The following is a 25,498-nucleotide window of genomic DNA, read 5'->3' on the forward strand; positions in this document are numbered from 1 at the left end:
ATATTGGACTAAATGAAAAAATATCTACTGGCGTCTCTGCCGCTCATCGCTGTGTCTTCCGTGGTTTTGGCTGCTCCCACGTTTGAAACCGATGCTCCCATTGCGTACATGACCGACTTGTCGTCGGGAGCGGTCCTTTTCGAAAAAAACGCAAACAAGCAGATTCCTCCGGCCTCGATGGCCAAGATGATGACCGTTTATGTTGCGTTCGACCTGGTCAAGCAGGGCAAGCTCAAGCTGGATGACAAATTCCGGGTCAACGAGGAAACCTGGAAGCGCTGGAACAATCAAGGATCGACAATGTTTCTGGGGGTGGGTGACCAGGTCAGCGTTCGCGATCTGCTGCACGGCATCGTCACGCTGTCGGGCAACGACGCTTGCGTTGTCCTCGCCGAGGGTATTGCCGGGACCGAACAGGCCTTTGTCGCGCTGATGAACAAGCGGGCCAAGGAGCTCGGAATGTCGCGAAGCCGATTTGGCAACAGCAACGGCTGGCCGGACGAGGGCGTCACAAAGGTGACTGCTCGTGACCTGGCGACACTGGGGTCCGCAACCGTGAACAATTTCCCGGACTTATACGACGCTTTTTATGGCCAGGATGAATTCGAGTGGAATGGCATCAAGCAACCCAATCGTAATCCCCTGATGGGTAAAGTCGCTGGATCTGATGGTCTGAAAACCGGTCATACCGAGGAAGCAGGCTATGGCTTCACCGGGTCCGCCGAGCAGAAGGGGCGACGGCTTGTATCGGTACTGGCGGGGCTCGACAGCTACAGTGGCCGGATCGAGGAATCGGTAAAGTTCATGAACTGGGGGTTCAATGCCTGGGAACCGAAAAAATTGTTCGACAAGGGCACGACTGTTCAGAATGCAGAAGTGCAGCTGGGCGACAGTTCCACTGTTTCTCTTGTTGCACCAAAGGATCTTTTTGTAACGATCCCAAAGGCATCCGACGGTGACCTATCAATGAAAGTTACCTATGACGGGCCGGTCAAGGCTCCGATCACCAAAGGTCAGCCGATCGCCAGACTGGTGGTCACCACCGCAGATGCCGGTCAGCAGGTGGTGCCGTTGGTGGCTGGCGAAGATGTCGGCGAGGCGGGATTCTTTGACAGGGTTTGGGCCGGGCTACAGTCTCTTCTTGGGTTGGCGTGACCGCAGGCGTTTTTATCAGCCTTGAAGGCGGCGAAGGCACCGGAAAGTCGACGCAGTCGAAGGCTCTTTCCGAGAAGTTGGAGCAGAAGGGCTATACCGTCACGGTGACCCGAGAGCCTGGTGGGACCGCGAGCGCGGAAGTTATTCGCGAACTGTTGCTGACCGGCGCGGAAGAGAAATGGGGCATTCGAACCGAAGCGATGCTGTTCGCCGCTGCCCGCGCGGAGCATTGTGCAAAATTGATCCGTCCGGCCCTCGTGCGGGGCGAATGGGTGATCTGCGATCGTTTCATCGACAGCAGTCGGGCCTACCAGATCGTGAATAGGGAACTCACCGACACCGATATATTGGCGCTGCACGCTATCGGCAGCAGAAACTTGATGCCGCATCGGACGTTCGTGCTTGATCTGCCGGAGGCGGTCGCAGCGAAACGGGCGGCTGCAAGAGATCGCGGCGACAGTGACCGGATTGGTGGTAGGGACAGTTCCTACCATCAAGCAGTAATAGCCAATTTTAGGCAGTTTGCAGCCGATGAGCCAGATCGAGTTCGGCTGATTGACGCATCTCGCGCTGTGGAGGAAATCACTGCCACTCTCCTTGCCAGTTTAAACGATCTGATGTCATGACGTCATATCTGGGTCATGATCGACCTCGGCAGGTCTTCCGGCAGTCGCTCGGGAAAGGCATGCTCCACCATGCCTGGATTTTGGCGGGCGACAAAGGTCTGGGCAAGGCAGCCTTTGCGCAGCAGGCGGCACATTATTTGCTCAACTCCCGCAATCAGCCTACGGATTTCGACACGGTGCAGAATGATGAGGCGGGGCGCCTGCTCGCCGCCGGATCCCACCCCGACTTTCGTCTGCTTCGTCGCGGCCCGAAGAGTGACAAGGAAGAGAAAAAGGCGCGAGACAATGGTCTTGGTTCGCTCGACGAACAGGAGCTTGCTCGCAATATCAAGGTTGACCAGATTCGGTCGCTGCAGCCGCTGTTCCAGAATCAGCCGTCGATATCGGAATATCGTGTGGTGGTGGTGGACGCCGCCGATGATCTGGAACGAGCCGGTGCAAATGCTTTGCTGAAAAACCTCGAGGAGCCTCCCAAAAACACGATTTTTTTTCTAATCAGCCATATGCCGGACAGGCTGCTTCCGACAATTCGTTCGCGATGCCAAATGTTGCGTTTTGATCCTCTTGGTGACGATCAGATGCGAATGGTCCTGAAGGAATCCGCGCCAAAGCTCGATGACTCCGAAATTGAATCGTTGGTGCTGGCGGGCGAAGGATCGCCTGGCCGTGCCTTGAAATACGTAGAAGTGGGGCTTGCTGAGCTGGAAATCATGGCGAGGGAAATCATTGCGACGGGCGACAGCGATAATCGTTTAAAGGGAGAGTTGGCAAGGAAGCTCTCGCTGAAACCGGCCGCGCATCGATATCGCGCTTTTCTAGAGCGAGCACCAAGCCTTATAGCCGAGCAGATAAAAACACCTGGTTTTCGATGTTCTGCAGACGCAATCGCAAAATGGCGCGAAGCCGCCGATCTGGCTTCGACTGCTGTGCCAAAAGCGCTGGACAATCAGGCCGTGGTTTTCCGGCTGGGTAGCCTGATGGCCGATATCTCACGACGCGCACCGGCAAAATAGAGATTTTGACTGTTTACAAGCGGCGCGAACCCATCAAGAGAGATGGGCATGTCTGAACCATTTTATATTACGACAGCGATCAGCTATCCGAACGGTCGGCCGCATATCGGCCACGCCTATGAAGCGATCGCCGCGGATGCGATCGCTCGTTATTTTCGTCTGAGCGGTCGCGATGTTCGCCTGATTACCGGAACCGATGAACATGGATTGAAAATGGTCCAGACGGCCCGGGATGCCGGTGTGGATACCATCAAGCTTGCTGATGAAATGTCAGCCTATTTCATGGAGATGTGTGATAAGCTCAATATTGGGCATGATGGTTTCCGTCGAACCACCGAAGCGGCGCATCATGACGCCAGCAAAGCCTTGTGGAAGGCAATGGAAGCCAATGGAGATCTATATCTCGACCGCTACGAAGGCTGGTATTCGATAAGGGATGAAGCCTTCTACGCAGAAGACGAACTGATAGCAGGCGAGGGGGGTGTCAAGCTCTCCCCCCAGGGGACTCCGGTTGAATGGACCGCCGAAGAAACCTGGTTCTTCAAGCTTTCCCAATATCAGGATAAGCTGCTCAAGCTGTACGAGGAGCATCCTGAATTCATTCAGCCCGATAGCCGCCGCAACGAAGTGATGCGCTTTGTGGAGAGCGGACTGCGGGATCTCAGCGTTTCCAGAACAAGCTTTGACTGGGGCGTGCCGGTTCCAGGTTCGCCCGGACATGTCATGTATGTATGGGTCGACGCGTTGACGACCTATATGACAGGCGTGGGTTATCCCGAGACCGAAGGCATGTTCGCGAAATACTGGCCCGCCGATCTGCACCTCATCGGAAAGGATATTGTTCGCTTTCATGCCGTTTACTGGCCAGCCTTTCTGATGAGCGCCGGTTTGCCCCTGCCAAAGCAGGTCTTCGGTCACGGTTTTCTCCTCAACCGCGGCGAGAAAATGTCGAAGTCCGTCGGCAATGTCGTTGATCCGATGAATCTGGCAGAGCAGTTCGGTGTCGACCAATTGCGTTATTTTCTGCTGTCTGACGTTGTGTTCGGCAAGGACGGCACGTATTCCGCGCATGCAATTGTAACGAAAACAAATGCTGACCTGGCCAATAATTTTGGCAATCTGGCCCAGCGCAGCCTTTCGATGATTGCAAAAAATTGTGGCGGGAAGATTCCGTCTCCAGGCGCGCCATCCGAAGCGGACCAACAGTTGCTCGACCAGCTGGATCAGTGCTTTGCCGATGTGAAGTCTGCCATGACGGGTGGGTTGTTCAAAATAGACCACGCGCTCGATATCATTCGGGAGCGGCTCAGCGCGACCAATTCCTATTTTGCCGATCAGGCGCCGTGGGCCTTGCGCAAAACCGATCCGGCACGCGCCGATACTGTTCTGTATCACACGGCGGAGGCGATCCGCCAGCTCGCGATCATGCTGCGCTGGGCGATACCGGAAAGCAGCGACAAAATGCTGGATTTGCTCGGCCAGTCTTCAGATGCCCGTGATTTTGCGCATCTCGCGACACCAATTCAAGCGGGGATTCTTCTGCCTGAACCTAAAGGGGTTTTCCCTCGACTGGAGCTTCCTAACGACGAGGCCGAGGACTGATATGCTGGTCGATAGTCATTGTCACCTGAACTACAAGGGGCTCGTCGAGGAACAATATGCTGTCCTTGATCGGGCGCGGGGCAGCGGCGTGACAGCCATGCTCAACATCTCGACTCGTGAAAGCGAGTGGCGCGACATTGTGGCGACGGCCGAGCGGGAAAGGGATGTCTGGGCGAGTATCGGCATTCACCCGCACGAAGCCGATGCCCATCCTGACCTCGACCTTGCAAAACTTGTCGAAGAAGCTGAACATCCCAGGGTTGTTGCTATCGGTGAGACCGGACTCGATTATTATTATGACCATAGCGACCGCGAACGGCAGCAACAGAGCTTTCGTACCCATATTCATGCGGCCCGCGAGACCGGTCTCCCCATCATCGTCCACACACGCGATGCCGAGGCGGACACGGCCCGGATCATGGGGGAAGAAATGGAGCAGGGCGCCTATACCGGCGTTATCCATTGTTTTACGGCCAGCGAAGACTTTGCGCAGACAGCGCTGTCGCTGGGACTATATATCTCTATCTCAGGGATCGTTACGTTCAAAAATGCCAAGGACCTCCAGCAAACCGCCGCAAAACTACCGTCCGATCGGCTGCTGGTAGAGACGGATGCTCCTTTCCTGGCACCGGTTCCGCATCGGGGCAAGACGGGGGAGCCGGCATTTGTAGCGGATACCACCCGCTATTTGGCCGAATTGCGCAATACGGAATATGACGAGCTATGTGAGACCACGAGCCGAAATTTCTACCGGCTTTTCTCCAAGGCACGACCCTGAATGTGGCTTTGAAACTGACTTTATTGGGTTGCGGAACATCTTCCGGCGTGCCTCGGATCGGCAACGACTGGGGCGATTGCGACCCGGAGGAACCCAAGAACCGGCGGACCCGCGTTTCCATTCTCGTCGAAAGCCAGACAACCCGGATATTGGTCGATACCTCACCCGATTTGCGCAATCAGTTGCTGGACAATGACATCGCCGGTATCGACGCAGTAATCTGGACGCATGATCATGCGGACCATTGCCATGGGGTTGACGATCTGCGTGCCATCTTCCAGCAGACGCGGCAGACAATCCCCGCTTACGCGCGGCCGTTCGCGTTGGACAGCTTGCGCGCACGGTTTGCCTATGTCTTCGAGGGGCACGAATATTATCCGTCTATCTGCGATCCTATCGTGCTGGAAGGCGATGTCGAGATCGGGGACATTGTCGTTCGCCATGTCGATCAGCCGCATGGCCCGATAACATCTGCCGGATTGCGATTCGAGCATCAGGGAAAATCTGTTGTGTACGCGACCGATTTTGGCGAAGTCACAAGCGAAATGCGGGAACTCTATCGCGACTGCGACCTGTTTGTCGTGGATGCGTTGCGCGACAAGCCACATCCCACCCATGCCCATCTGGAGATGTCGCTGGCCCTGATCAGGGAGGCAGGACCGCGGCTCAGCCTGTTGACGCATATGGACAATTCGATGGACTATCGCCATCTTCTCACAACATTGCCGGACGATGTTCTGCCCGGCTTTGATGGCTATGAGAAAGAAATCTGACCGTTGACCGAAGACCAGAATATCAATCTTGTGTTCGCCATCGGTGCTCTTGTTCTGGTGGCCAGCGCGCTGTTTTCGCGCCGTATCGGTTTCGGTGAAATCATGCGGAACATCCTGGCGTGGGTCGCGATTTTTGCGATATTCATCGTCGGTTTTTCCTACCAGCAGGAAATCAAAGCGGTCTGGAGCCGCGTCTCGGGAGAAATGGCCGGTGCGCACGACCAGATCGTGGAGGGCGAGACGTTGCGGATACGGCAGTCGGCAGATGGCCATTTCTGGGTGGATGGAAAGGTTAACGCGGTTCCGGTGCGGTTCCTGATCGACAGCGGGGCAACCACCACGGCGATGTCGTTGCGAACGGCGCAGAATGCGGGTGTGGATATCAGTGAGAGTCCGTTCCCGGTGGTGCTGACGACAGCCAACGGAACGGTTCAGGCAAAGCGCGGAACGATCGGTTCGCTGCAGATCGGACCGATGCTGGTGGAGGAACTGCCGGTCGTGGTGGCGGCGGAATTCGGGGATTCGAACGTGATCGGGATGAATTTTTTATCAAGGTTGCGAAGTTGGCGCGTGGAGGGGGGTGAAATGGTGTTGGAACCGGGGGATTCCGGTGGCAGCAAATGATCTTTAATTTAACATAATATATATTATCAACCTTAAATATCCATGGAAACGAGAGCAGCCTTGATCGATCCCCTGCTAGAAATCATGCGGCGTCTGCGCGATCCGGACAGCGGCTGCGACTGGGACAAGGTCCAGACCTTCGGCACCATCGCACCCTATACGATCGAGGAAGCCTATGAAGTGGCCGATGCAATCGAACGTGATGATATGGTTGCACTCCAGGATGAACTGGGCGACCTTTTGCTGCAGGTGGTGTTCCACAGCCAGATCGCCGCCGACAACGGGCAATTCACCTTTGCCGACGTGGTCGCCGGGATTTGCGCCAAGATGACGCGCCGGCACCCGCATATCTTCGGCGATGCCGATGCAAGCCCCGGATGGGAACAACTGAAGGCCGACGAACGCGCGCAATCCGGCAAGGCGAGCGCGCTGGACGGGGTGGCGCTGGCCCTGCCCGCCCTGCTCCGCGCCCAGAAAATCCAGAAGCGCGCCGCGCGCGTGGGTTTTGACTGGCCCGACAAGGAACCGGTCCGGGACAAGCTGCTGGAAGAACTGGACGAAGTTGCCAACGCCAGCACGGAAGCGGAAATCCATGAGGAGATCGGCGATCTGCTGTTCTCGGCGGTCAACCTGGCGCGCCACTACAAGGTCGATGCGGAGCGCGCCCTCGCTGATGCAACGAAGAAGTTTACCAAGAGATTCAATCAGATAGAATCCGCAATTGACAAAGACATGCAGGAAATGTCGATCGACGAGCTGGAGGCCGAATGGCAAAAGGCCAAGACCAGCCCGTCCAGCAGCTGATCATTCAATCCAGCGCGAGATAACGCCCCCAGTTGCGGGGTGACATCTCGACCGTAAGTCGCAGATTGTCCGCATCCTGATCGCTGTCGAGAACGCGCCCGTTTTCATGCAGCCAGGCGATGCGCTTGCCATCCCCCGCCGCGATGCTGATCTGCTCGGTCTTGTAGCCTTCCGACAAGGTCTTCGCGACAAGATTGACGAGCGTGTCGACGCCGGCGCCGGTTTGAGCGGAAATCGCGCAGACATTGGCCGGCAAGGGTGACGTGATCCGGGCATATTGCGGATCGTCCGGTCCGATCCGGTCAATCTTGTTCCAGGCCTCGATCACCGGTGGCCCCTCTCCTGCTTCCTCCGAAACGCCCAGATCCGCCAGAATCTGACGCACATCCCGGGCCTGGGCATCGCTGGCTTCGTGCGAAATGTCGCGGACATGGATGACGATGTCGGCCGCCGTGACTTCTTCGAGCGTGGCGCGGAAGGCGGCGACCAGCTGCGTTGGCAGATCGGAGACGAATCCCACCGTATCCGACAGGATCGCCTTGTCGTAGCCCGGCAGCGAAATTTCGCGCATCGTCGGATCAAGCGTAGCGAACAGCAGGTCCTCGGCAAAGACATCGGCCCCGGTCAGACGGTTGAACAGGGTGGATTTGCCCGCGTTGGTGTAACCGACCAGGGCGATGACCGGCCACGGCGCACGCTGACGGCGGTCGCGGTGCAGAGCGCGGGTCTTGCGCAGATGGGCAAGGTCCTTGCGCAATTTGGCCATGCGGTCCCGGATCATCCGGCGATCCGATTCGATCTGGGTCTCACCGGGGCCGCCCAGAAAGCCAAAACCGCCCCGTTGCCGTTCAAGGTGGGTCCAGCTGCGGACCAGACGCCCGGCCTGATAATCGAGATGCGCGAGTTCGACCTGCAACCGGCCTTCGGCGGTGGCGGCGCGAGCGCCAAAAATCTCGAGAATCAGCCCGGTGCGGTCGATCACCTTGACCTTGAGCGTCTCCTCCAGATTGCGCTGCTGAATAGCGCTCAGACTACCGTCAACGATCAATATCGTGGCCGAATTGTCGACCATCATCTTGCCAATCTGCTCGACCTGACCGGATCCGAACAAAGTCGCCGGCTTGGCCTTGCGCACCGAAAAATAATGGGAAGCCGTTGCGACCAGGCCTATGGCCAGAGCCAGACCAACCGCCTCGGCCAGCCGATGCTCCAGCGCCGTCTGGCTGAGCGAAGCCATGTCGGGATGGACGATGACCGCCCGCCCGCTTTTGGAATCGATGTTTTCCTTCTCAAATGGAATCAATGCGCACCGTCGTCGGCATTGTTATAATCGGCGAGATTCAGCGGACCGCCGGGCTGAACGGTGGATATTGCGTGCTTGTAGACCAGTTGCGACAGACCCTCCCGCTCGAGCAGGATGCAGAACAGGTCATAGGCCGCCACTTCACCCTGCAACATCACTCCGTTGACCAGAAACATGGTCACCGGATCACCGCTATCGCGCACGGCGGACAGGAACACTTCCTGCAGCACCCCAGCGCGGGACTTGGCGTTGTTCATGAGCTCGGCGAAAGGCTTGGTGTCCAGAGCTTCCGACGGCATGATCGTCGAAATGGCATGCTTGTAGACCAGCTGGGACTGTCCGTCGCGGCGGAGCAATACCGAAAAATTGTCGAACCAGGTGACAATGCCCTGAAGCTTGACGCCCTTGACCAGAAACATCGTTACGGGGGTTTTTGATTTCCGGAGGGAATTTAGGAATAAATCCTGTAAATTGTTTGATTTATCGGTCATGTTTGACTCCTATTATTGGCGATCTTGACGATCGCATTTTATGATTTGCCGATGCCATCCCGTGTCTGTCGTCGATGGCCTGCCCCGATATATATATGGGATTTGTATCTCAACGACAACCGCTTAACCTTGTCCTTTATTCGCCGTCGGATTTCTTGCGACCCGCCAGGCCGAGTATCTTCAGTTTCCGGTGCAGCGCCGACCGTTCCATGCCGATGAAATTTGCGGTCTTGGAAATATTGCCGGAGAAGCGGCGGATCTGGACCTTCAGATATTCCCGTTCGAAACTCTCGCGGGCCTCGCGCAGGGGTGAACCCATCAGCGATGCAACGCCCTGATCGAGATCGTCGTTGTTGCCAAGCACCTCGGGAGGCAGCATTTCGACCTCAATGCGGCTGAAATTTTCCTTCGGCGCCAGGATGATGGTCCGTTCGACCACATTGCGGAGCTGCCGGACATTGCCCGGCCAGTCGCATGCCTGAAGCGCTGCCATTGCTTCGTCCGAGATCTCGGGCGGCTGCAAGCGCTGTTCCGCGGCAAAGCGGGCGGCATAATGGTCAACCAGCACCGGGATATCCTCACGCCGCTGATTCAGCGGCGGCAGCACCACCGGGACGACGTTGAGCCGATAGAACAGGTCCTCACGAAACCGCTTCTCGCGGATCTCAACCTCGAGATCGCGCGAGGTGGCGGAGACCACCCGTACGTCGACGCTGACCTTTTGCGAGCCGCCGAGCCGGTTAAAGCTCTGCTCCGTCAGAACCCGCAATATCTTGCCCTGCGTGTCGAGCGGCATGTCGGCGACCTCGTCGATGAACAGGGTCCCGCCATGGGCCTCTTCCATGAGGCCGGTTTTCTCGATCTTGCCGTCGCGTTCGGTCCCGAACAGCTCTTCCTCGACGCTTTCCGGGGACAATCTGGCCGCGCTTATCGTGACGAAGGCCGCATCTGCGCGCGAGCTCCAGTTGTGCATCAGCCGGGCGGCGACCTCCTTGCCGACGCCTGCCGGGCCGGAGATCAGCAACCGGCTGCCGGTTCCGGCAACTCGCTTGAGGGTCGCCCGGACATTGTTCACCGCGGCGGAATTGCCGGTCAGTTCATCGGCAAACCCGACCCGGGCCTTGAGGATCTCGTTTTCCCGGCGGAGCCGGTCGGTTTCGGTCGCACGGGCGACCAGATGCAGCAGATGTTCGGCCTCGAACGGCTTTTCGATGAAGTCGACCGCGCCCTGGGAAATGGCGGCGACCGCCGTATCGATATTGCCATGGCCGGAGATCACGATGATCGGCATCTTGGCATCAAGCTGCTTCAGTTCGGTGAGCAGTTCCAGGCCATCGAGGCGCGAACCTCTCAGCCAGACATCGAGCAGGACCAGCGAGGGGCGCCGCTCGTTGACCGCCGCCAGCGTCTCGTCGCTGTTGGCGGCGACGCGGGTGGTGTAGCCCTCGTCTTCCAATACGCCGGATATCAGTTCACGAATATCGGGCTCGTCGTCGACTACCAGGATATCTAACGCCATGCTGGACCTCTAACTCTCACTTATCGATTTCTGCCATATGTTCATCTGCGCCGTCGTCGTCTGGTCGCGACGGCCCCGCTTCTGTCGCCGAATCATGCGACAGCCGGGCCAGTTTCGCCGGATTGAGCCGGATCGTCACCCGCGTGCCGCCGTCCGCGGCGTCGCTGAATTTCATCTCCCCAAAATGTTCCTCGACGATTTTCTTGACGATCGCCAGGCCAAGCCCGGTGCCGCTGGCCCGGGTCGTCATATAGGGTTCGACGATCCGATCCCGCTCGATCGGCAGGCCGATGCCGTTGTCGGTCAATTCGATGACGACAAACTGGTTCTCTGTCCGCACCGCCAGGTTGATGCTGCCATCCGATACGTGAAAGTCGCTGCTGCTTTCCGCTTTCTGCTGAATGGCTTCGGCGGCATTCTTGATGATGTTGGTCAGCGCCTGCCCCAGTTGCCGCCGGTCGCACACCAGCGAGATGGGCTGGTCGTCCGATTCGAAGTTGAACGTTATCGCGGACCATGCGACGTCCTGCATGAACAGGGCCTGCTTCAGAATGTCGTGGAGGTTCTCGTCGCGGAAAACCGGCTTGGGCATCCGCGCGAAGGACGAAAATTCGTCGACGATATTGCGCAGGTCACCCACCTGCCGGACGATCGTGTTGGTGAGATTCTGGAACACGTCGACATCGTCGCTTATCCGCGGGCCAAAGCGGCGCTGCAGCCGTTCGGCGGCCAGCTGGATCGGGGTCAGCGGATTCTTGATTTCATGCGCGATCCGCCGCGCGACGTCCGACCAGGCCGCCCTGCGCTGGTCGAGCAATTGCTGGGTAATATCCTCGAAGGTGATGACGTGGCCGCTTGGCCCGCCGACGATCTTTACCGCCAGCGTCCGCATGTCGGAATCGGAGGCAAATTCGATGATGCTGTTCTCCACGCCCTCGGCGATCAGCGCCGCAAACTGGGGCGCCGCCTTGCCGATATCGGCTTCCAGAAGATCGTCGAGCGGTTTCGAAAGCAGCGACTGGGCCTGGGAATTGACCAGGCGGATCTCGCCCTTTTCATCGAGGCTGATGATCCCGGCGGTCACCGATTCGAGCACCGCCTCGATAAAGGCGCGCCTGCTGCCCAGTTGCTCGTTTGCCGTGATCAGCGCGGTGGTCTGTGTTTCCAGCCGTTCGGTCATTCGGTTGAACGCGCGTCCGAGCGTCCCGATCTCGTCATTTTCAAAGGTGGTCGGTACGCGCGTCGCCAGATCGCCCTCCGTGACCCGCTTGGCCGCGTGCACGAGGTCGCTGACCGGCCGCACCATGCGGTCCGCCACCAATAGCGCGATCCACAGGACCAGGCCGACAATCAGCAGCGAGATGACGAACAGGGCCACGTTGAACTGGAGCTGCAGGCTCCTGGAGCGGGAAAACAGCTCCTCATAGTCGGCGAGCACGGCCTGCGCGCGTTCCCACTGGCTGAGCGCCAGCATGTCGGAATCCCGCGCCGCGTACAGGAAGATTCGCGAACTCAGATCCAGAGCGGTGACGGCCTCGATCTTGTTGGGCCGGGCCGTGACCACGTAATTCTGGCCTTTCTGAAGCTGTTGCAGGACGGCTTCGGTGATCTTGGGGCGCTGGTCCGCATTGTCGGGGTCGACGGCGGCCGCGGTTCGGGCCACGCCGTCGGCGCCGATCTCGATGATCGCCGATTCGTTCAGCTTGCGCGACAACACCTGAAAGACATAGCCTTCGGCAAATTCCGGGCTTTCGAGATCCGCCTGCTGAAGATAGTTGCGCAGGTCGTTGGCCATGGTGATCGTTTCTTCACCGACTTCCCGCTGATTCTGTTCGTAATAGCCGCGCGCCAGATCATTGGCATTTTCCAGCATCCCCCTCGCGCGATCGGAGAACCAGAATTCCACGCCATATTGGAACAGCAGCGAGGCAAATATCACGACCAGCAGCATCGGTATGCTGGCGACCAGCGAGAACAGGGCGACCAAGCGGACGTGCAGCCGGCCCTTGCTGCCGATCGAGGACCGGGCTGCCCTGCCCTTTGCAATCCGCCGGCCGAACAGCACCAGCAGGGTCATCGCCGGGATCAGGTTGCCGACCAGCAGCGCTGCGGTCAGCGGCGGCGAGATGAAATCGGTCTGGTCGGACTGGCGGCTCAGCAGGAAATAGGTGCCGAGCATGATCGCGCCGAACAGCAGGATCACCACCCATTCCACCCGCCGCATCACGGCTTCCTTCTCCGCCATCAGCGACAGGCGTCGCAGCCAGTTGGGCACGCGCGGATCCGGGGGTTGGTTATACGCCGTCATTGTGCTTTCAATACAACAGTTTCGTTGCGGGAAAAGCACTTATATTGCAAAAATATCACGGTTCAGCCAACCAGACCGTCCGTTCATCGCGCGCGTCTATTTCGAACGGGTCGGATCGATCTGATATTCGTTGAGTTTCTTGCGCAACGTGTTGCGGTTGATCCCCAGCATCCGGGCCGCCTTGATCTGGTTGCCATGGGCGTGGTTCATCATCTCGACCAGCAACGGCTTTTCAAATTTCTCGAGCGCCTGGGCGTAGAGATTTTCCTTCTCCGGTGCCGCCATCAGGCCGAGGACGATGGCCTTGATATGGGCTTCGAACTCCATATTGGCCGATTCCGTCCGGTCCTCCCCGCGTTCCGCTGCCAGTATCTGGCGGATCGCGTCCTCGGACAGGGTTTCCTCCCGTCCGGTAACCACCAGCCGGTAGATCACGTTCTTCAGTTCCCGGACGTTGCCGCGCCAGTAATGGTGGCAGAGCAGGTTCATCCCTTCCTGCGAGATCTGCTTGCGGGGCAGGCCCTCGGTCACCGCCAGCTTGAGAAAATGGCTGGCGAGCGCGGGAATATCGCTGGCCCGCTCGCGCAGCGGCGGCAGCTCGATCGGCACCACGTTGATCCGGTAATAGAGATCCTCGCGAAACTTGCCCTGCTCGATCAGTTCGACAAAATCATGGTTGGTCGCGGCGATGATCCGCACGTCGAGTTTGACCGGCCCCTTGCCGCCGACCCGGTTAATCTCGCCGGTCTGCAGGGCGCGCAGCAGGCGGGTCTGGGCGTGCATCGGCATGTCGCCGATCTCGTCGAGGAACAGGGTGCCGCCCTGCGCCTGCTCGAACTTGCCGGAGGCGCTGGCGACGGCGCCGGTGAAGGCGCCCTTTTCGTGGCCGAACAGCTCCGCCTCGATCAGCTCGGAGGGAATGGCGGCCATGTTGACCGCGATGAACGGTCCGGACTTGCGGTGGCCGAGGCCGTGAATGGCCTCCGCGACCAGCTCCTTGCCGGTGCCGGATTCGCCGAGCACCAGCACCGACAGGTCGTTCTTCAGCAGCCGCGCGATCATCCGGTAGACGTCCTGCATAGCCGGGCTGCGGCCGACCAGCGGCAGGCTTTCCTCGTCCATTGCCGGTTCGGCCGGGTGCTGGCTTTTCGGCTTCAGCGCCTGGCCGACGACCTTGACCAGTTCGTCGAGGTCAAACGGCTTCGGCAGATATTCGAAGGCGCCGGTTTCGGACGCGCGCACCGCGGTGTTCAGCGTGTTCTGGGCGGAAATGATGATGATCGGGATGTCGGGATGGCTCGCCTTGACGCTGTCCAGCGAGGAAATGCCGTCGCCCTCGCCTTCGCCGAGGCCGACGTCGGTCAGCAGCAGGTCGTAGCGGCTGCTCGCCATCAGCGCGTCGCGCTCGGCGATCGACTTGCAATTCTCGACCTCGTAGCCCTCGGCGCGCAGCGCGGTGATGATGACATGGCTGACCGACAGGTCGTCTTCCACCAATATGATCTTTTCCTTGGCCATGCTGTTGTCCTGACGTCAGTTTTTCGGGGCTAGGGGGAGGAACAGGGTGAAGCGGCTGAGCTCCTCCTGGTTTTCGCGGTCGTAGCGGATGCGGCCGTTCATATCGCGCATCAGCTTCTTGACGAGGGCGAGGCCGAGGCCCTGCCCTTCCTTCTTGGTCGAGACGAAGGGCGAGAATATCTCGCGCTCGAGCTCGACCGGCACGCCGGGGCCATTGTCGCAGACCATCACCTGGATCGGCAGGCGGATCGCGGCATTCTCGCCCTGGGCGGAGAGCGAGGCGCCGAAGCTGTAGCGGGTGATGATGCGGATTTCCGGGTTGGCCAGATGGCGGGTGGCGTCGACGGCGTTGGCGAGCAGGTTGGTCAGCACCTGCATCATCGCGTCGGGGTCGATCAGCGCGTCGGGCAGCGACGGGTCGAACTTGTCGCGGATCCTGACCCGCTGGCCGCTCGCTGCCTCGGTCGAGCGGCGGGCGCGGTCGATCAGGCTGTGGATGTTGACGGCGCGGGTCTGGGCCGGCTGGGTCGAGGACAGGGTCTGCATGCGGTCGAGCAGGTTGACCACGCGCTCGACCTCGCCGGTGATCATCTGGGTCAGCGGCTTCTGCGATTCGTCGAGCTGCCGGTCGAGCAATTGCGCGGCGCCGCGGATCGCGGCGAGCGGATTCTTGATCTCGTGGCTGAGGATGTCGGGCGCGCGGATCGCGAGATTGGAGGGATCGCCGGCGTCGCTTTCGAGGATCGGGCCGTCCTGCGGCAGCAGCGACAGCGCGATCAGCCGCCAGGCGGAATCGGAGGCCAGCGGATGGATGTCGAAATCGGCGATGCCGAGCTTGCGCTCGTCGCTCGAGACGACGACGCTGCGGGCGGTGAGGCTGATTTCGGTGTCGGTCAGCGCGGCGTCCAGCCGCGGGTCGGAAAACTGCAATATCTCGCCGATCGGTCGCCCCACGAGATGCTTGGCGCTGGTCCCGAACAGCGCTTCGCCGGCAGGATTGACGCGGGTCACGCAATGCCGCGAATCGATGACGATCAGGGCGTGGCTGAGCCCGGCGAGGATCTGTTCTCCCGAAGGGATGCCGTCCATCAGGCCGCCGCTTTGTTCAGCCAGGGCGCGTAGAATTCCTCGAGCATTTCCAGCACGACATGGGGATCGTTGACGCTGTTGGCGCGGTTGCGGAATTCCGCCGAGCCGGTCAGCCCCTTGGTGTACCAGCCGACATGCTTGCGTGCGACCTTGACCCCGACATCCTCGCCATAAAGCTTCATCATGTCCCGGTAATGCTCGTTGAGAATCGCATATTGGGTGGCGATGTCCGGATCGGGCAGCCGCTCGCCGGTCTTGAACCAGTGCATGAACTGGCCCAGCAGCCAGGGCTTGCCATAGGCACCGCGGCCGATCATCACGCCGTCGGCACCGCTCTGTTGCAGCGCCGTCTCGCCGTCCTCCAGCGTGCAGATGTCACCATTGACGATCACCGGCAGCGACACCGCATCCTTGACCTTGCGGACAAAGGCCCAGTCGGCGCTGTCGCGGTACATCTGGCACCGGGTCCGGCCATGGACGACAATCATCTTGGCGCCCAGATCCTCGGCAATATGGGCCAGTTCCGGCGCGTTCAGGCTCTGGTGGTCCCAGCCCATCCGCATCTTGACCGTGACCGGCACCCCGACCGCCTCCACCGTCGCCTTGATCAGCGACGCGGCGAGCGGCAGATCGCGCATCAGCGCCGATCCGGCATCGCCATTGACCACCTTTTTCACCGGGCAGCCCATGTTGATGTCGATGATCTGCGCGCCGCGGTCCTCGTTGAGCCGCGCGGCCTCGGCCATGGTCACCGGATCGCAGCCGGCCAGCTGCATCGACACCGGTTCCTCGCTCGGGTCCCAGGCGCATTTCTGCAGCGACTGCCGGGTTTCGCGGATCATCGCCTGGCTGGCGATCATTTCGGTGACGTTGAGGCCCGAGCCGAAGCGACGCACGAGCTTGCGGAACGGCAAGTCGGTCACGCCGGTCATCGGTGCCAGCAGCACCGGGCTGTCGATCTTCAGGTCGCCGATAAATATGGGGTCAATTTTCATAGATACTGCCTAAAATTTAAGCAGCCTCTATCGCCAAATCAATTGCGAGGCAAGAATTGCTTCATCTCCATTCTCGGCGTAGATCGCGTGTCATGGACGAAGCCCGCGATCCCTCCGAACAAAATCACGCGCTGATCGTGGCGGCAGGCGCTGGCGCCCGGGCCGGACTGGACCGGCCGAAGCAGTTTGAGCCGGTCGGCGGCAAGCCGATGGTCCGGCACAGCGTCGAGCGGCTTGCCTCCCATCCCCGCATCGATCAGCTGTGGGTGGTCATCGCCGAGGGACAGGAGGATGAGGCCAGGGCCGCCCTGCCCCGTCATCCGACGCTCAACCTTGTCACCGGCGGGGCGACCCGCCGGCAGTCGGTCCGCAACGGCCTCGAGGCGATCCGGCGGGCTGGCGGCGCCAGAAATATTCTAATCCACGACGCGGCGCGGCCCTTTCTTTCCCCGCAGGTGATCAGCCGGCTCCTCGACCGGCTCGAATCCGCATCGGCCGCGATCCCGGTGCTGCCGAGCGTCGACACGATGGTGCAACTGGCGGATGATCATGTGGAGCGCACGGTTGACCGAACCAGTGTCTGGCGCGTGCAAACGCCGCAGGCGTTCGATTTTCACAAGCTGCTGGCGGCGCATGATGCCTTTCCCACCGATCTGGATGCCACGGACGATGCGCAGATATTCCGGGCCGCCGGTCATGTGGTGACGGTGGTCGAGGGCGACGAAGCCTTGAAAAAATACACGCTGCCAGCCGATTTTGGCGGAAAAGGACCGGATAAAATGCGCGAGATACGCACGGGGATGGGATTTGATGTGCACCGGCTTGCCGCGGGCGAGGAATTGTGGCTTGGCGGCGTGAAGATCGAACATGATGCGGGGCTTGTCGGGCACAGTGATGCCGATGTGCTGCTGCACGCGCTGACCGACGCCTTGCTCGGCGCTGCCGCAGCCGGTGATATTGGCGACCATTTCCCGCCGTCCGATCCCCAGTGGCGCGGCGTCGCTTCAGCCCGGTTTGCGGAATTTGCCGTCTCGCTCATCCGCGAGAAAGGTGGCGTGATCCATAATGTGGACATGACCGTGATTTGCGAGGCACCCAAGATCAAACCGCATCGCGATGCGATCTGCGCAACCGTGGCCGATATTCTGGCGATCGATCTCGATCGGGTCAGCATCAAGGCCACGACGACCGAGCGGCTTGGATTTGCCGGTCGCGGCGAAGGCATCGCGGCACAGGCCATAGCCACCATCTCTCTGGAGCAAGAACAATGAAAACCCATTTCGCCATCGGTCTCGCCATGATCGGCCTGACCCAGTCCGCCGTGGCCCAATCCGCCGAAACCGCAGCCTGTCTCAGCGTCGTCCAGGCCGAAGCGCTGGTCACCTATCTTCTGCCCAAGGCGATTGATGCCAGCCGCACGAAATGCGCGGCCAGCCTGACCGCGACGTCGCCGCTGATGGTCCAGAATTCCCGTCGCCTCAGCGAATACCGGGCGGCTTCCGACACGGCATGGCCGCAGGCGAAGCAGGCGGTCAACGTGCTGGCGGGTGAGAGACTTCCTGCCAACATGGACGACGCAATGCTGCGACCGATCGCCGACGCGATGTTCACGCAGCTGATAGGCAATGAGATCAAGCCCAAGGATTGCTCGGTGATCGACAAGATATACGGCGATCTCGAACCGATGCCCTCATCCAATGTGGCGAGCCTGTTGGTGACGATCGTCCAGGTTGCGGCGAAAGACGGCAAGAAGCAGAATATTCCCGTTTGCAAAGCACCAGCCTGATACGCTAACGCGCGGGTCTATGGAAAATCTCCTGCCCCGTGAAATCGTCGATCTGGCTGCAAAGGTGATCGAGAGGAATCGCGCCGCCGGCCGCCGGATCACCGTTGCCGAAAGCTGCACCGGCGGGCTGGTCGCAGCGGCGCTGACCGAGGTTGCCGGCAGCAGCGATGTGTTCGATTGCGGCTTTGCCACCTATTCAAACGGCGCCAAGCAGAGCCTGCTCGGGGTCAGTGGCGACGTGCTGGAGACATTCGGCGCGGTATCGATCGCGGTGGCCTGGGAAATGGCCCAAGGCGCGCTGGCCAAATCCGGCTGCGATGTCGCGGTGGCGGTCACCGGTGTCGCCGGACCGGGCGGCGGAAGCGAAAAGAAGCCGGTCGGAACCGTGGTTTTTGCCAAGGCAGAAAAGAACAAGAGCGCCGAAGATGTGGTTGCCGACCGCAAGGTTTTCGGCGAGGACAAGAGCCGGGCCGAGATCCGCTATCAGGCGGTGCTGGTCGCGCTGGAATTGCTGCTGCCCGAGGACAGCGAGTAGCTGGTTCCGTAGATTTCCTCGGCGCGATCCACGAAGGCGCTGGTCATCTTGTGCAGCGCCTTGGCAAACATCTGGCCGGCCAGTTTTTCGAACATGCGGTTCTTGAACGTGAATTCGACGTAGAAATCGACATGACAGCCGCCGCCATCGCGGGCGCGGAAGCGCCATTCGTTGTGCAGCTGCTTGAGCGGGCCGTCGAGATAGTCGACGTCGATCGACTGGTCCTGCACCTTGAGGACGCGGGAGGAAAATTGCTCCCTCAATCCCTTGAAGCCGACCAGAACGTCGGCCAGCATCTCGGTTTCGCTGTCCGAGCGAACCCGCGTGCCGACCACCCAGGGCAGAAATTCCTGGTAGCGACCGACATCGGCCACCAGCGCGAACATCTGCGCAGCGCTGTACGGGAGGTCCCGGGTTTCCCTATGAACCGGCATTCAGGGCACCCGAACGCGCCAGCTTTTCTTCGCGCGCCTGCCGCATTTTCGCGAAATCCTCGCCGGCATGATAGCTGGAACGGGTCAGCGGACTCGACGCGACCAGCAGAAAGCCTTTTGCCCGGGCGACCGAAGCATAGGCGTCAAAGGCCTGCGGCTTGACGAATTCGTCGACCTTCACATGCTTGGTCGTGGGTTGCAGATATTGGCCCATGGTCAGGAAATCGACGTCGGCGCTGCGCATGTCGTCCATCACCTGATGCACTTCCAGGCGCTGTTCGCTGAGGCCGAGCATGATGCCGGACTTGGTGAAGATCGACGGATCCAGACGCTTGACCTGTTCGAGCAGGCGCAGCGAGGCATAATAGCGCGCGCCGGGACGAATCGTCGGGTAGAGCCGGGGCACCGTTTCCAGATTATGATTGTAGACGTCCGGGCGCGCCGCAACGATCGCCTCGACCGCCGCTTCCGTCTTGTTGCGGAAATCGGGGGTCAGGATCTCGATCGTGGTGTTCGGGGTGGTACGACGCAGCGCCTCAATCACCTTGACGAACTGGCTGGCCCCGCCATCGGCGAGATCATCGCGGTCGACCGAGGTTATCACGATATGCTCCAGCCCCAGCTTGGCGGCGGCGTCGGCCGTATGCTGCGGTTCCAGCGGATCGACGGGCATCGGCATGCCGGTCTTGACGTTGCAGAAGGCGCAGGCCCGGGTGCAGACGTCGCCGAGAATCATCACCGTGGCGTGTTTCTTGGTCCAGCATTCGCCGATGTTCGGACAGGCGGCTTCCTCGCACACGGTGTTGAGCTTGTGTTCGCGCATCAGGGCGCGGGTTTTTTCAAACTCGGTCCCCATTGGCGCCTTGACCCGGATCCAGTCCGGCTTGCGCAGGCGTTCGGGTGGGCTGTCGGGCGGTGCAATTCTGGTGATTTCGTTCATGCCTGCCAAATAGGGTAAGAAAACCACTCTTGCCACCCCCAAAGTCGATGATAAGAACGCAAGCATGACAAAATTCTCCGACCTGCTCGACGGCTATCGCCGCTTCCGTTCCTCCCAGTGGCAGACCCAGCGCGCGCGCTGGGACGAACTGAAGGAAGGCCAGAGTCCCAAGGTGATGATCATCGCCTGCAGTGACAGCCGCGTCGATCCGACGCAGATTTTTGATACCAACCCCGGCGAGACCTTCATCGTCCGCAACGTGGCGGCGCTGGTGCCGCCGTTCGAGACGACGCCAGGCCAGCATGGCGTCTCGGCGGCGCTGGAATTTGCCGTCCAGTTTCTCAAGGTCGACGAGGTCGTCGTCATGGGCCATGGCAGTTGCGGCGGTTGCCAGGCGGCGCTGTCCGAGCAGATGAAGGACATGCCGCACGGCAAGGGCGGCTTTATCGCCGACTGGATCACCCTGCTCGACGATGCCCGCGCCAAGGTCGCGCACGACCATGGCGACCTGAGCGGTCCCGCGGCGCAACTGGCGATGGAACATGAAGGCGTCCGCACCAGCCTGGCCAATCTGCGAACCTTCCCGTGCATTCAGGAAAAGGAAGCCAGTGGCTCGATTCGCCTGATCGGGGCCTGGTTCGCGATTGCCGAGGGCCGGCTGCACGTGCTTGACGAGGCCACCGATGCCTTTTCCGTCGTGGAGTGACCGGAATCACGGACGATCCTTTTTTCAATGACTTGAATCTTTCTCTTGAGGAAGCATGGAAATTGTTGCGCGAGGGGGCGAGCGACCGCCATTCGCCGCTGCACACCCCTTCGGTCGCAACCGTGACCGGCGACGGCGTCCCGAGCCAGCGGGTGATGGTGATGCGTGCGGTCGATCAGCCCGGCCGCCTCCTGCGGTTCAACTGCGATTCGCGCGGTTCCAAAGTCGCCGAAATATCCCGGAAACCGGCCGTGTCCGTGCTCGGCTATCACCCGCAAGCCAAGGTCCAGCTCCGCCTGTCGGGGACAGGCCGGATCCAGTCGTCGGGGCCCGAGGCGGATTCGGCCTGGGAGCAGGCCTCGCTCTATGGCCAGCGCTGCTATCTCGCCGACCCGGCCCCGGGCAGTCCGGTGGCGGCGCCGACCTCGGGCCTTGATCCCGCCATGGAAGGCGTGAAGCCGACTCCGGAGCAGGTTGCCCCTGCCCGTACCCATTTTGCCATATTGCAGATCGCTGTGGACAAGATCGAATGGCTCTATCTCGCCCATAGCGGACACAGGCGGGCGCTGTTCGAATGGAACGGGACCGCGAATCACTGGCACGGGCGCTGGCTGGTCCCCTAGCGCGCCTGGCGGCGACCGGGTCACCGTCGTGCGCGGCGCGCGATTTCCGCTTGAACACCTTCCGCTGTCGGTCCATCTACGCGCGATGAACCAGAATAATGACAATATCGCCCTGCTGATCGATTCCGACAATGCCAGCCACAACGGGATCGACCCGGTGCTGACCGCGCTGGCCGAACTCGGCACCGTCAATATCCGCCGCGCCTATGGCAACTGGCGCAAGCAGTCGCTGAAGGGCTGGGTCGACATCCTGCACAAATATGGCATCGAGCCGCAGCAGCAGTTCGACCTGACCAAGGGCAAGAATGCCACCGACATGAAGATGACGATCGACGCCATGGACCTGCTGTTCCGGGGCAATGTCGGCGGCTTCGGCATCATGTCGAGCGACAGCGACTTCATGCCGCTGGCGATGCGGATCCGGCAGGAGGGCCTGCCGGTCTACGGCTTTGGCAGCGCCAAGACGCCGGAAGGATTCAAGCAGGCGTGCAGCCGCTTCATCGACGTCGACGCGCTGATCCAGGCGGACAAGCGCAACCGCGGCGGCGGCAAGAGTGACGTCAAGGCGGCATCCCGGCCGGAAAGTTCCGGCAACGGCAATGGCGACAGCCGCGGCAAGGTCGACGACGAACTGCTCAACCTGCTGATCGACGCCTATCAGGCGACGAAACGCGACGCGGAGGGCTATGCCAGCCTCAGCGAGGTCGGCAAGATCGCCGGCAACCGGTCGAGCTTCGATGTCCGCAACTATGGTTTCTCCCGGCTGTCCGAGATGTTCGAGACGGTGCCGAATTTCCAGACCAAGCGCGACGACCACGGGCATCTGTTCGTGAAGCGGTTGCGGTAGGTTTTTTCTTCTCCCGTGCGGGAGCCTGGATTGAAGAAGCAGCGTTCCATCGTTCGAGCCTTCTCCCTTGAGGGAGAAGGACGCGCAGACTTGGCAGCTTGCTGCCTGGTCGTAGCTGGATGAGGGTGTCCTGTGCTTCGGGGTGCGGAACACCCTCATCCAAGCGCGGCTAATTCGCTACGCTCATAAGCCTCCCTATCCTTCTCCCTCACGGGAGAAGGGGCATGCGGCAACATCACAGCTCTGCGTCATTGCGAGCGCAGCGAAGCAATCCAGGGCGGCGAGCGACGCTCTGGATTGCCGCGTCGCTTCGCTCCTCGCAATGACGGCGGAAAACGGTGCCTCCCCTTTCATTGCTGCCGAGCGCAGGTCGTTCGATTTTCCTGTCAGAAAACGCAAAAGGTGACTCGCGCGCCAAAATCGCTATGTATGCCGGATGCAGACCGGAGCCCTGATTTCACTCGCCCTTTATTTCATCCTGATGCTGGCCATCGGCTTTTACGCCTGGCGCAAGTCGACCGACAGCAGCGAAGGCTATCTTCTGGGGGGCAGGAACCTCCATCCGGCGGTGGCGGCGCTGTCCGCCGGCGCTTCCGACATGTCGGGCTGGCTGCTGCTCGGCCTGCCGGGCGCGCTCTATGCGGCGGGGCTGGTCGAGGTGTGGATCGGGATCGGGCTGTTTCTCGGCGCGCTGGTCAACTGGATCGTGGTGGCGCCGCGGCTGCGCGAGCAGACCGAACGGATGGGCAACGCGCTGACCATCCCGCAATTTCTGGCCAACCGCTTTCCCGACCGGGCGCTGGCGCTGCGGGTGACCTCGGCGATCATCATCGTCCTGTTCTTCGCGGTCTATACCGCGGCCGGCCTGGTCGGCGGCGGCAAATTGTTCGAGACCAGCTTTGCCGGGCTGTTCGGCGATACCGGGATGAGCGACTATATGACCGGCATCTGGATGACCGCGGGTGTGGTTCTGGCCTATACGATGGTTGGCGGGTTTCTGGCCGTCAGCCTGACCGACTTTGTCCAGGGCTGCATCATGGTGGTGGCGCTGGTGCTGATGCCGATCGTGGTGCTGACCGACGACGGCGGGGCAAGCGCGGTGGCGGCGACGCTGGCCGCGGTCGATCCCGATTTTCTCAGCCTGACCGCGGGGATGTCGGCGATCGGCTTTCTGTCCGCGATCACCTGGGGGCTCGGCTATTTCGGGCAGCCGCACATTATCGTCCGGTTCATGGCGATCCGCTCGGTACCGCAGGTGGCGACGGCGCGCAATATCGGGATGAGCTGGATGGGCGTGGCGCTGCTCGGGGCGATCGGCGTCGGCATCACCGGCCGCGCCTATGTCGAGCGCAACGGGCCGGTGCTCGAGGATCCGGAGACGATCTTCATCCTGCTCGCCAATGCATTGTTCCATCCGCTGATCACCGGATTTCTGCTGGCGGCGCTGCTGGCCGCGATCATGAGCACGATCAGCTCGCAGTTGCTGGTCTCGTCGAGCTCGCTGACCGAGGATTTCTACCGGCTGTTCCTGCGCAAGCAGGCGAGCGAGCGGGAGCTGGTTAATGTCGGGCGGGTCGCCGTCGGTCTGGTGGCGCTGGTCGCGATCTATATCGCGCGCGATCCGGACAGCCAGGTGCTGGGGCTGGTGAGCAACGCCTGGGCCGGCTTTGGCGCCGCCTTCGGGCCGCTGATCCTGCTGTCGCTGACCTGGCCGCGGATGACCGGCACCGGCGCGGTCGCCGGGCTGGTGACCGGGGCCGGCGTGGTGATATTCTGGATTACGATGGGCTGGAACAGCAGCTTCCTGGGCGGGCCCGGGGTCTACGAGATCATTCCGGGCTTCATCGCGGCGATGGCCGCGATTGTCGGGGTCAGCCTGGCGGGCAAGGAATCGCCGACCTACCAGGCCTGATCCGCCCCGGCGCCTTCAGTCCTCGACGCTGTCCTCGATCGCGTGCATGTCGGCATCGCTGAGCCCGAAATGATGGCCGACCTCGTGGATCACGACATGGCGGATCAGTGCGTCGAGCGTGACGCCGGTCTGCGCCATCTCGGCGAGCAGCGGCCGGCGGTAGAGCGTGATCGTGTCCCCCTCCCCGCTCGGCGGCGCCCATTGCGATTTTTCCCCGATCGGTATGCCCTGATAGAGGCCGGTCAATTGATAGGGACTGGTCATTTCGAAATGGTCCAGGATCTCCAGCGCCGGCCAGTCCTCGATCCGCAGCACGATGTCGCCGAGATGCCCGGCGAACGGCGCCGGGATGGTTTCAAACACGCGCCGGGCGATGGTTTCGAAATCGGTGATGGTGGGTGGGTTGGTCATGGTCCTGATATAGGGGTTGTGCTGCTCCGGGAAAAGGGCGGGTTTGGCCTCTTGGAAGCTTGATAGCATCGGACTCTGATCCGAGAAATTATTGCACCCCTGTCCTTCTCCCCTGAGGGAGAAGGATGCGAAGACTTGGCAATTTATTGCCTAGTCGCAGCTGGATGAGGGTGTTCTGCGCTTCAGAGTTCAGAACACCCTCATCCAACGCCGCCTAATCGCTAAAGCGATAAGGCTCTGTATCCTTCTCCCTCACGGGAGAAGGCGAAGGAGGGAGCAGTGGGAGAAAAACGGCTGACCCAGCGAGCCCGCACTCTGCGCCGTGATATGACCGAGGCCGAGCGTGTGCTCTGGTCCCGTCTGCGCAACCGGCAGCTGGAAAATGTGAAATTCCTCAAACAATTTCCCATTGGCTCTTATGTCGCCGACTTTGCCGCGCGGAGTCTCAGGTTGATTATCGAACTCGATGGCGGGCAGCATAGTGAGGCCAAGGATGCCACCCGCACCCGGGTCATCGAGGAGCACGGCTATCGGGTCATCCGGTTCTGGAACAATGAAGTGATGGAGAATATCGACGGCGTGCTGGAAGTTATGATCCGGGAAATAAGAATAGCTCGCGGTGAATAGCCCCTCTCCCTCAAGGGAGAGGGTTGCGCAGACTTGGCAGCTTGCTGCCTAGTCGCAGCTGGGTGAGGGTTTACTGCTG

26 protein-coding genes are annotated in these 25,498 nt (G+C 60.6%); 16 read left to right on the forward strand and 10 right to left on the reverse strand.

Annotated features, from left to right (window positions below):
- Positions 1–12: 12 nt before the first annotated feature.
- The 8 genes from V7650_RS14955 to mazG are packed head-to-tail and all read left to right on the forward strand — an operon-like array spanning position 13 to position 7,375.
- A complete protein-coding gene (locus V7650_RS14955) occupies positions 13–1,155 on the forward strand; it encodes a D-alanyl-D-alanine carboxypeptidase family protein (protein ID WP_335657046.1) in 1,143 nt (380 codons plus the stop codon).
- The gene (tmk, locus tag V7650_RS14960) at positions 1,152–1,781 is read left to right on the forward strand and encodes a dTMP kinase (RefSeq protein WP_335657047.1); all 630 of its coding nucleotides are present in this window, start codon (positions 1,152–1,154) and stop codon (positions 1,779–1,781) included. Before V7650_RS14955 ends, tmk begins: the two co-directional genes overlap by 4 nt.
- Entirely contained in the window at positions 1,778–2,794 is a 1,017-nt protein-coding gene (locus V7650_RS14965) for a DNA polymerase III subunit delta' (RefSeq protein WP_335657048.1), read from the forward strand. Before tmk ends, V7650_RS14965 begins: the two co-directional genes overlap by 4 nt.
- Positions 2,795–2,842: 48 nt before the next feature.
- Positions 2,843–4,396 carry a methionine--tRNA ligase gene (gene metG / locus V7650_RS14970; RefSeq protein ID WP_335657049.1) on the forward strand — a complete coding sequence of 518 codons (1,554 nt, stop codon included), beginning with the start codon at positions 2,843–2,845 and terminating at the stop codon, positions 4,394–4,396.
- A gap of 1 nt (position 4,397) precedes the next feature.
- Positions 4,398–5,174 (forward strand): TatD family hydrolase, encoded by a 777-nt coding sequence (locus V7650_RS14975; RefSeq protein WP_335657050.1) that lies wholly within the window; start codon positions 4,398–4,400, stop codon positions 5,172–5,174.
- 2 nt (positions 5,175–5,176) lie between these two features.
- Positions 5,177–5,947 carry an MBL fold metallo-hydrolase gene (locus V7650_RS14980; RefSeq protein ID WP_335657051.1) on the forward strand — a complete coding sequence of 257 codons (771 nt, stop codon included), beginning with the start codon at positions 5,177–5,179 and terminating at the stop codon, positions 5,945–5,947.
- Positions 5,948–5,950: 3 nt separating this feature from the next.
- On the forward strand, positions 5,951–6,571 hold the full coding sequence (locus V7650_RS14985; RefSeq protein WP_335657052.1) for a retropepsin-like aspartic protease family protein: 621 nt from the start codon (positions 5,951–5,953) through the stop codon (positions 6,569–6,571).
- A gap of 60 nt (positions 6,572–6,631) precedes the next feature.
- Positions 6,632–7,375: a nucleoside triphosphate pyrophosphohydrolase gene (gene mazG / locus V7650_RS14990; protein ID WP_335657053.1), complete on the forward strand. Its 744-nt coding sequence runs from the start codon at positions 6,632–6,634 to the stop codon at positions 7,373–7,375.
- A 4-nt stretch (positions 7,376–7,379) separates the two neighbouring features.
- Here mazG and hflX read toward each other — a convergent pair whose 3' ends face one another.
- The 7 genes from hflX to dusB all read right to left on the reverse strand — a co-directional run bounded on the left by hflX (position 7,380) and on the right by dusB (position 16,598).
- Positions 7,380–8,678, reverse strand: a complete 1,299-nt coding sequence (gene hflX / locus V7650_RS14995; protein ID WP_335657054.1) for a GTPase HflX — start codon at positions 8,676–8,678, stop codon at positions 7,380–7,382.
- On the reverse strand, positions 8,675–9,169 hold the full coding sequence (gene hfq, locus V7650_RS15000; RefSeq protein WP_335657055.1) for an RNA chaperone Hfq: 495 nt from the start codon (positions 9,167–9,169) through the stop codon (positions 8,675–8,677). The genes hflX and hfq overlap by 4 nt, the downstream gene beginning before the upstream one ends.
- Positions 9,170–9,305: 136 nt before the next feature.
- Positions 9,306–10,688, reverse strand: coding sequence for a nitrogen assimilation response regulator NtrX (gene ntrX / locus V7650_RS15005; protein ID WP_335657056.1), 1,383 nt, complete (start codon positions 10,686–10,688; stop codon positions 9,306–9,308).
- 16 nt (positions 10,689–10,704) lie between these two features.
- Complete coding sequence (locus V7650_RS15010) at positions 10,705–12,996, reverse strand: sensor histidine kinase (protein ID WP_442955313.1); 2,292 nt, start codon at positions 12,994–12,996, stop codon at positions 10,705–10,707.
- A gap of 96 nt (positions 12,997–13,092) precedes the next feature.
- Positions 13,093–14,514, reverse strand: coding sequence for a sigma 54-interacting transcriptional regulator (locus V7650_RS15015; protein ID WP_335657057.1), 1,422 nt, complete (start codon positions 14,512–14,514; stop codon positions 13,093–13,095).
- Positions 14,515–14,529: 15 nt separating this feature from the next.
- Complete coding sequence (locus tag V7650_RS15020; RefSeq protein WP_335657058.1) at positions 14,530–15,603, reverse strand: two-component system sensor histidine kinase NtrB; 1,074 nt, start codon at positions 15,601–15,603, stop codon at positions 14,530–14,532.
- Entirely contained in the window at positions 15,603–16,598 is a 996-nt protein-coding gene (dusB, locus tag V7650_RS15025; protein WP_335657059.1) for a tRNA dihydrouridine synthase DusB, read from the reverse strand. Before dusB ends, V7650_RS15020 begins: the two co-directional genes overlap by 1 nt.
- A 92-nt stretch (positions 16,599–16,690) precedes the next feature.
- Between dusB and V7650_RS15030 the strand changes: the two genes are divergently transcribed.
- From V7650_RS15030 to V7650_RS15040, 3 genes are read left to right on the forward strand one after another with little or no spacing between them, the layout of a single operon-like run.
- Positions 16,691–17,869, forward strand: coding sequence for a bifunctional 2-C-methyl-D-erythritol 4-phosphate cytidylyltransferase/2-C-methyl-D-erythritol 2,4-cyclodiphosphate synthase (locus V7650_RS15030; RefSeq protein WP_335657060.1), 1,179 nt, complete (start codon positions 16,691–16,693; stop codon positions 17,867–17,869).
- A complete protein-coding gene (locus tag V7650_RS15035) occupies positions 17,866–18,384 on the forward strand; it encodes a hypothetical protein (RefSeq protein ID WP_335657061.1) in 519 nt (172 codons plus the stop codon). Before V7650_RS15030 ends, V7650_RS15035 begins: the two co-directional genes overlap by 4 nt.
- Before the next feature lie 19 nt (positions 18,385–18,403).
- Entirely contained in the window at positions 18,404–18,919 is a 516-nt protein-coding gene (locus V7650_RS15040) for a CinA family protein (protein WP_335657062.1), read from the forward strand.
- Here V7650_RS15040 and V7650_RS15045 read toward each other — a convergent pair.
- Together V7650_RS15045 and lipA are read right to left on the reverse strand one after the other, a co-directional pair.
- Positions 18,868–19,353 carry a type II toxin-antitoxin system RatA family toxin gene (locus tag V7650_RS15045; RefSeq protein WP_335657063.1) on the reverse strand — a complete coding sequence of 162 codons (486 nt, stop codon included), beginning with the start codon at positions 19,351–19,353 and terminating at the stop codon, positions 18,868–18,870. The two genes, V7650_RS15040 and V7650_RS15045, sit on opposite strands and share 52 nt — an antisense overlap.
- Positions 19,340–20,293, reverse strand: a complete 954-nt coding sequence (lipA, locus tag V7650_RS15050; protein WP_335657064.1) for a lipoyl synthase — start codon at positions 20,291–20,293, stop codon at positions 19,340–19,342. Before lipA ends, V7650_RS15045 begins: the two co-directional genes overlap by 14 nt.
- A gap of 64 nt (positions 20,294–20,357) precedes the next feature.
- Between lipA and V7650_RS15055 the strand changes: the two genes are divergently transcribed.
- The 4 genes from V7650_RS15055 to putP all read left to right on the forward strand — a co-directional run bounded on the left by V7650_RS15055 (position 20,358) and on the right by putP (position 24,381).
- Complete coding sequence (locus V7650_RS15055; RefSeq protein WP_335657065.1) at positions 20,358–20,999, forward strand: carbonic anhydrase; 642 nt, start codon at positions 20,358–20,360, stop codon at positions 20,997–20,999.
- Positions 21,000–21,031: 32 nt separating this feature from the next.
- Positions 21,032–21,622 (forward strand): pyridoxamine 5'-phosphate oxidase family protein, encoded by a 591-nt coding sequence (locus tag V7650_RS15060; RefSeq protein ID WP_335657066.1) that lies wholly within the window; start codon positions 21,032–21,034, stop codon positions 21,620–21,622.
- Positions 21,623–21,707: 85 nt separating this feature from the next.
- Positions 21,708–22,469: an NYN domain-containing protein gene (locus V7650_RS15065; protein WP_335657067.1), complete on the forward strand. Its 762-nt coding sequence runs from the start codon at positions 21,708–21,710 to the stop codon at positions 22,467–22,469.
- 436 nt (positions 22,470–22,905) lie between these two features.
- Positions 22,906–24,381 (forward strand): sodium/proline symporter PutP, encoded by a 1,476-nt coding sequence (gene putP, locus V7650_RS15070; protein WP_335657068.1) that lies wholly within the window; start codon positions 22,906–22,908, stop codon positions 24,379–24,381.
- A 15-nt stretch (positions 24,382–24,396) separates the two neighbouring features.
- Here putP and V7650_RS15075 read toward each other — a convergent pair whose 3' ends face one another.
- On the reverse strand, positions 24,397–24,792 hold the full coding sequence (locus tag V7650_RS15075) for a metallopeptidase family protein (RefSeq protein ID WP_335657069.1): 396 nt from the start codon (positions 24,790–24,792) through the stop codon (positions 24,397–24,399).
- A 279-nt stretch (positions 24,793–25,071) separates the two neighbouring features.
- Here V7650_RS15075 and V7650_RS15080 point away from each other — a divergent pair, with 279 nt between their 5' ends.
- Positions 25,072–25,419 (forward strand): endonuclease domain-containing protein, encoded by a 348-nt coding sequence (locus tag V7650_RS15080; RefSeq protein WP_335657070.1) that lies wholly within the window; start codon positions 25,072–25,074, stop codon positions 25,417–25,419.
- The last annotated feature ends 79 nt before the right edge of the window (positions 25,420–25,498 follow it).

The sequence above is a fragment of the Parasphingorhabdus sp. genome, assembly GCF_036964565.1.
Taxonomy (GTDB): Bacteria; Pseudomonadota; Alphaproteobacteria; order Sphingomonadales; family Sphingomonadaceae; genus Parasphingorhabdus.